The sequence below is a fragment of the Azoarcus taiwanensis genome (assembly GCF_012910885.1).
GTDB lineage: Bacteria > Pseudomonadota > Gammaproteobacteria > Burkholderiales > Rhodocyclaceae > Azoarcus_F > Azoarcus_F taiwanensis.
Genome location: NZ_WTVM01000195.1, coordinates 1 through 5,446 on the forward strand (window position 1 = coordinate 1; position 5,446 = coordinate 5,446).

Annotated in this window: 3 protein-coding genes; 2 read left to right on the forward strand and 1 reads right to left on the reverse strand. The window is 61.0% G+C overall.

The genetic code is table 11. From position 1 onward, the window contains the following. Nucleotides 1-560: AAA family ATPase (locus GPA21_RS19030; protein ID WP_168989656.1), on the forward strand; the 560-nt coding region annotated here is incomplete at its 5' end. Nucleotides 561-585: 25 nt separating this feature from the next. Here the strand turns inward: GPA21_RS19030 and GPA21_RS21220 are convergent. After that, complete coding sequence (locus GPA21_RS21220) at nucleotides 586-3,864, reverse strand: EAL domain-containing protein (RefSeq protein ID WP_168989657.1); 3,279 nt, start codon at nucleotides 3,862-3,864, stop codon at nucleotides 586-588. Between the two features lie 189 nt (nucleotides 3,865-4,053). On the opposite strand from GPA21_RS21220, the gene GPA21_RS19040 reads away from it, so the two are divergent. Continuing rightward, nucleotides 4,054-5,446 (forward strand): SurA N-terminal domain-containing protein (locus GPA21_RS19040; protein ID WP_168989658.1); only part of this gene is annotated, 1,393 nt, incomplete at its 3' end.

Genomic DNA, 5,446 nt, shown 5'->3' on the forward strand with positions numbered 1-5,446 from the left:
TTCTGTTCGATGAGGTCGAGAAGGCCCATCCGGACGTGTTCAACGTGCTGCTGCAGGTGCTTGACGACGGTCGCATGACCGATGGCCAGGGGCGCACGGTGGACTTCAAGAACACCGTGATCGTGATGACTTCAAACCTCGGCAGCCAGATGATTCAGCAGATGGCAGGGGATGATTACGGGGTGATCAAGCTGGCGGTGATGGCTGAGGTGAAGACCTTCTTCCGGCCGGAGTTCATCAACCGTATCGACGAAGTGGTGGTATTCCACTCGCTCGACGAGAAGCACATCGCCGGGATTGCCCGTATCCAGCTGCAGTACCTCGAGAAGCGTCTGGCCAGAATGGAGATGGCCCTCGAGGTCAGCGACGCCGCGTTGGCCGAAATCGCCGATGCGGGTTTCGATCCGATTTTTGGTGCCCGACCGCTCAAGCGTGCAATTCAGGAGCGCATCGAGAACCCGCTCGCGAAAGCGATTCTCGAGGGCCAGTTTGCGGCCAAGGATCGCATTCGCGTGGATGTCGAGCAGCGCAAACTGGTATTCACAAAGAAGCACGTCTGACGCGGTAGGCGGTCAGCCCGACAAGTCATGGCTCGAGGCGGCGACCGGGAGGAAAGCTCTCGTCGAACGCCTCGACCGACATCGGTTTTGAGAACAGGTAGCCCTGCATGATGTGGCACCCCCGTTCGAGGAGGTAGGCGAACTGCGCCTCTGTTTCGACGCCCTCGGCGACGACTTCCATCGACAGGTCGCGTGCGATCGAAAGCGCGGCTGAGGCGATTGCGGCATCCTCCGCATCCCCCGGTAGATCCTGGACGAAGGAGCGGTCGAGCTTCAGCCGGTCGATCGGCAGCTTTCTGAGGATGGCGAGGCTCGAATAGCCTGTGCCGAAATCGTCGAGCGCCAGCGTGACGCCGGTGTCGACCAGTTCGTTGAGCCTTGCCACCAACTCCATGGTGGGCTGCGTGAGTGCGCTCTCGGTGATTTCGAGTTCGATGAATTGAGGGTTCGCGCCGGTTTCGGCGATGATGTGCTTGACCTTGTCGATGAAGTCGGGACGGCGCAACTGCAGCGGAGAGATGTTGATCGCCACCTGCAGATTCTCCTGACGAGCATGCCGCCAACGCACCTGTTGCTCGCACGCCTTTCGGAGTACCCATTCGCCGAGCACGGCGATCAGGCCTGTGTCCTCTGCCACCGGGATGAATCGGTCCGGGCCGACCATCCCGAGTTCCGGGTGCTGCCAGCGAAGCAGGGCTTCGACACCGACGAGTCGTCGTGACGGACCGTCGAACTGCGGCTGGTAGTGAAGCAGAAACTCCTCAGCCTCTATCGCTCGCCTGATGCCGCTCTCGAGCTTGAGCCGCTCGATGGCGTGTTCATTCATCTCGGCGATGAAAAACTGGAAGTTGCCCCGGCCAGCGCTCTTGGCGCTGTACATCGCGGTATCGGCATGCTTGAGCAGTGTATTGACGTCCTCGCCGTCAGCGGGATACTGCGCGATACCGATGCTGACCGAAAGCCTCAACTCGTGGCCGTTGATGTCGAAGGGCTTGTCGAGGACCGTGAGTAGCTTTCTGGCAACGCTGGCGGCGTCTCCCGGATGCTGTACCCGAGGCAAAAGAATCACGAACTCGTCGCCCCCGAGCCTTGCAAGCACGTCCTCATCGCGCAACTGCGCGCCGAGCGATGCCGCGACTTCGCACAAGAGCTGGTCGCCCACATGATGCCCGAGCGAATCGTTGATCGTTTTGAAACGGTCCAGATCGAGGAATAGAACGGCGAGCGAGTCGTGACGACGCCTGGCATTGTTGAGCGCATGATTGGCCTTCTGCATCCACTGCGTTCGGTTGGGCAGCCCCGTCAGTGGGTCGAAATGGGCCAGCAGCTGGATTTCGCGTTCGCGCTCGCGTGCCACGGTGACATCCTGCGCCGTCGCGCGGACGAGGATCGATACACCGTATTGCCACTCGCTGTCGAACACAAAGTGTACGGTTCGAGGATGGTTTCCGACAGTGCGACAATCCAGCGCGATCGGCTCCGGGCTCTCCTGCAGGCGCAGCACCGCTCGATGCAACTCGCGGCGATCGTCTTCGTGAATCGCCTGGAGAAGAGACTCCAGCGGGAAGCTCGCGGACGCTGGCAGGGTCAGCAGCTGCCGTAAGCCATCCGAACAGCTCACTGTGGCCGAACTGGGCTGGATCTCCAGGCTGCCCATGCGTGCAATGCTCTGGGCGCGGTTAAGTGCCTCCTTCTGTCTTTCCAGATTGCTTGTCGTGTCGGCCAGTTCTGCGGTGCGCTGTTTCACCAGGCGTTGAATGCGACGATTGTGCCCGGTCGTCACCATCACGAATGCCACAAGTACGCTGGTCGTGAACAGGCCGACCATGACGACTGCCCAGCCGGTGCGGCTAGCATGTGCCTGAGCGAACGCCTCGGTTGCTCTGAGCCGAATCTCCCAGTCCCGCCCTGCAAATGTGAGCGTTCGTGTCGAGTAAAACGGATTCGCCTCGTGCCAGGTCCGCGCGTTGCAGTTCGCCGCTCCACTGAGACGCATGGGCGAGCGGCCGCTGAGGTCAAGCAGGCAATGCTCAACGGCCCGTGTTTCGTGGTCGGTGGCCAGCGCGCTTGCGAGCAAGTCGTCTATTCTCAGGGCGGTACTGATCAAACCCACTGTCTCGTCATCTCCGGATCGGGTTTGTCGGATCGCCTGATAGATGACGACCCCGATCTGCTCCCCTGTCTCCTGTGTGAGTATGAAGGGCGCTGATGCCGCCGGCTCTCCGCTTGTGCGGGAGCGTTCGATCGCCTCGCGCGAGGCGGGAATCGACAGCGGGTTCAGGCCGATGATGGCTTCGTTTCCCGCTCGAGGCTCGACGTACAGGATTGGCAGGTATTCGGGCGCTGGCTGAGCTGGCGTCAGAGTGGGCGGTGTCGTCGCGAGGCGATCCTGGATGTGGTAATCGGGGTAGTAGACAAAACGGATCCTCGCTTCGAAGCTGCGTCGATCCTGGTCGGTTACCAGGGGGTTCCAGGTGTAGTTCTGCGTGCCTTCGTACCTTTTCAGCATGCCCTCGGTGAAGGCACGGAAGTCGTCACGACTGAATCCCAGGCTCAGTGTGGCGAAGCGCTCGAGCGCGAACAACAGGTCGAGCTGCGACGCGAGCCGGCGCTCGATGCTGCCGGCGAGGCTGTTCGCTTCCCGTTCGTACTGGTTTTGCATTCGGAGGGTCTCGGTTTCGCGCGCCTCGTTGAAAGCGAGCCCGGTCAGAAGCAGGGCAGTGATCAGAGTGACGGTCAATGGGGTGCGTCTGGAGCGCCAAGCGTCCCTCGGCATGCCAAGAAAAGCCAGTGTCAGCGGTGTCGCGAGCATGACGCCCAGGGTGTCGCCCAACCACCAGTTGACCCAGCTGAACAGCGCGGCTTCCGGGCTGATGATGCCGGCCAGCAGGAGCGTTGGCACCGAGACCGATGCGTTGATCAGACAGCTGAGGGGCGCTACCAGTCCGATGAAGAATGCAATGTCCCGCGGCGTGTCGAGAGTGGTCTGTGCGCCGGTGAAACGCTTCATGAGCGTAGCCCCAACGAGCGCTTGCAGCATCGCTCCAAGTGCCGGTGGCAACAATGACCAGGTCAGCGGGGAGGCGCCTGCCTGAAGCGTGGCCAGCAATTGCACCAGTAGTGAGCCAACGAAGACTCCCCAAACCGCTCTCGGCCCGGCTATCACTATGAAGGCCAGCGCCATGCCCGCGGACGGGAACAGTATCGATACGTAGTCGGGCGGGATCGTGACCTGCAGGGCGAGCCATCCCACCAGGCCGTACGCAAGGGCGAATAGAAGCGTCGCAGCGATCGTCGGTCTCATCGTGCGATTATACTTTCGTAAGATATCCAGGCATTGGATTGTCAGGTGCCGACTTGCGCGGTGAGAACGAGAAGTTACCCGAAGCCCGTCGAAATCCAATCCTTGTGGCGAACAGCATCCCCTGATGCGATAATTGCGAATTCACATCCAGGATTGGCGGGAATCCGCCAATGATCAGACGGAAGAGACATGTTCGAAGCAGTTCGCCAAAACAAGCGCATCTCCCAGGTGATTCTTGCGATCATCATCGTACCCTTCGCCTTTTTCGGCATGGACGCCTATTTCAGCGGAGCGCCGGGTGGTAACGAGGTTGCTGCTGTCGGGAGCAGCAAGATTTCGGTTGCGGAGTTCGACCGTGCCCTGCGCGAGCAGCAGGATCGGCTGCGAGAGGCGACCGGTGGACAATTCGATCGTGCGTTGTTCGAATCCGAGGCCTTCCGGCGGACGGTGCTGAATGGCTTGATCAATCAGCGGGTACTGTTGCTGCACGCCGAAGACAACCGTATGGTCGTGACCAATGAGCAGATGCAGTCCTTCATTGCGTCGCTTCCGGCTTTTCAGGGCGAGGACGGCCGCTTCTCGCTCGACCGCTACGAAATGCTGTTGCGCGCGCAAAATATGAGCCCGCAAATGTTCGAGGCGAGTCTGCGCCAGGATCTGCGGGTGCAGCAGATCGTCGAAGCCGTGGGAGAGAGCGCATTTGCCGGAACTTTGCCGGTGAGGCGTTTTCTCGAAGCGCAACTCGAGGCGCGTGAAATCCGCGATCTCGCGATTCCGGTCGAGCGCTTCATCGACGAAGTCACTGTCGATGCAGACGCCGTCCGCGCTTTCTATGATCGCAACCCGGAGCGTTTTGAACAGCCGCCGCGCCTGCGCGCCCAGTATGTGGTGTTCGACGACAATGCCTTGTTGAGCCGACTGCAGATCGACGAGACGCAGGTTACCGCGTTCTACGAGGCCAACCTCGACCGATTCGGCCTGCCGGAAGAGCGTCGCGCACGCCACATCCTCATTCAGGTCGACGGTGATGCTGCTGATGCCGAAGTTTCGGCGGCACGCGAGCGCGCTCAGCGGGTGCTCGAGGCGCTGCGGGAGGCGCCCGAGTCCTTTGCTGAACTGGCCGCTGCCGAGTCCGAGGATCCGGGTTCGGCCTCGACTGGCGGCGATCTCGGCTTTTTCGCCCGCGGCGCGATGGTTGCCGAGTTCGAAGAAGCGGTATTCGAGCGCGAAGTCGGCGACCTGGGCGAACTGGTACGCAGTGATTTCGGTTTTCATATCATCGAAGTCACCGGGATTCGTGCGGATTCGATTCAGCCCCTGGACGCAGTGCGCGATGAGATCGTCGCCGAACTGGGTCGTCAGGAGGCATCCCGGCAGTTCGCCGTCCTGGCGGAGCAGTTCGCCAATACGGTTTATGAGCAACCCGACAGCCTCGAGCCTGCCGCGGAACTGCTTGGCCTCGAGATCCGCGAGACTGACTGGCTTGAGCGCGGTAACGTAGTGATTGGCGGTTTCAGCAATGAGCGGCTGACAGGCGAGTTGTTCTCGGTCGAGGCGCGTGAAAACGGCGAGAACATCGAGG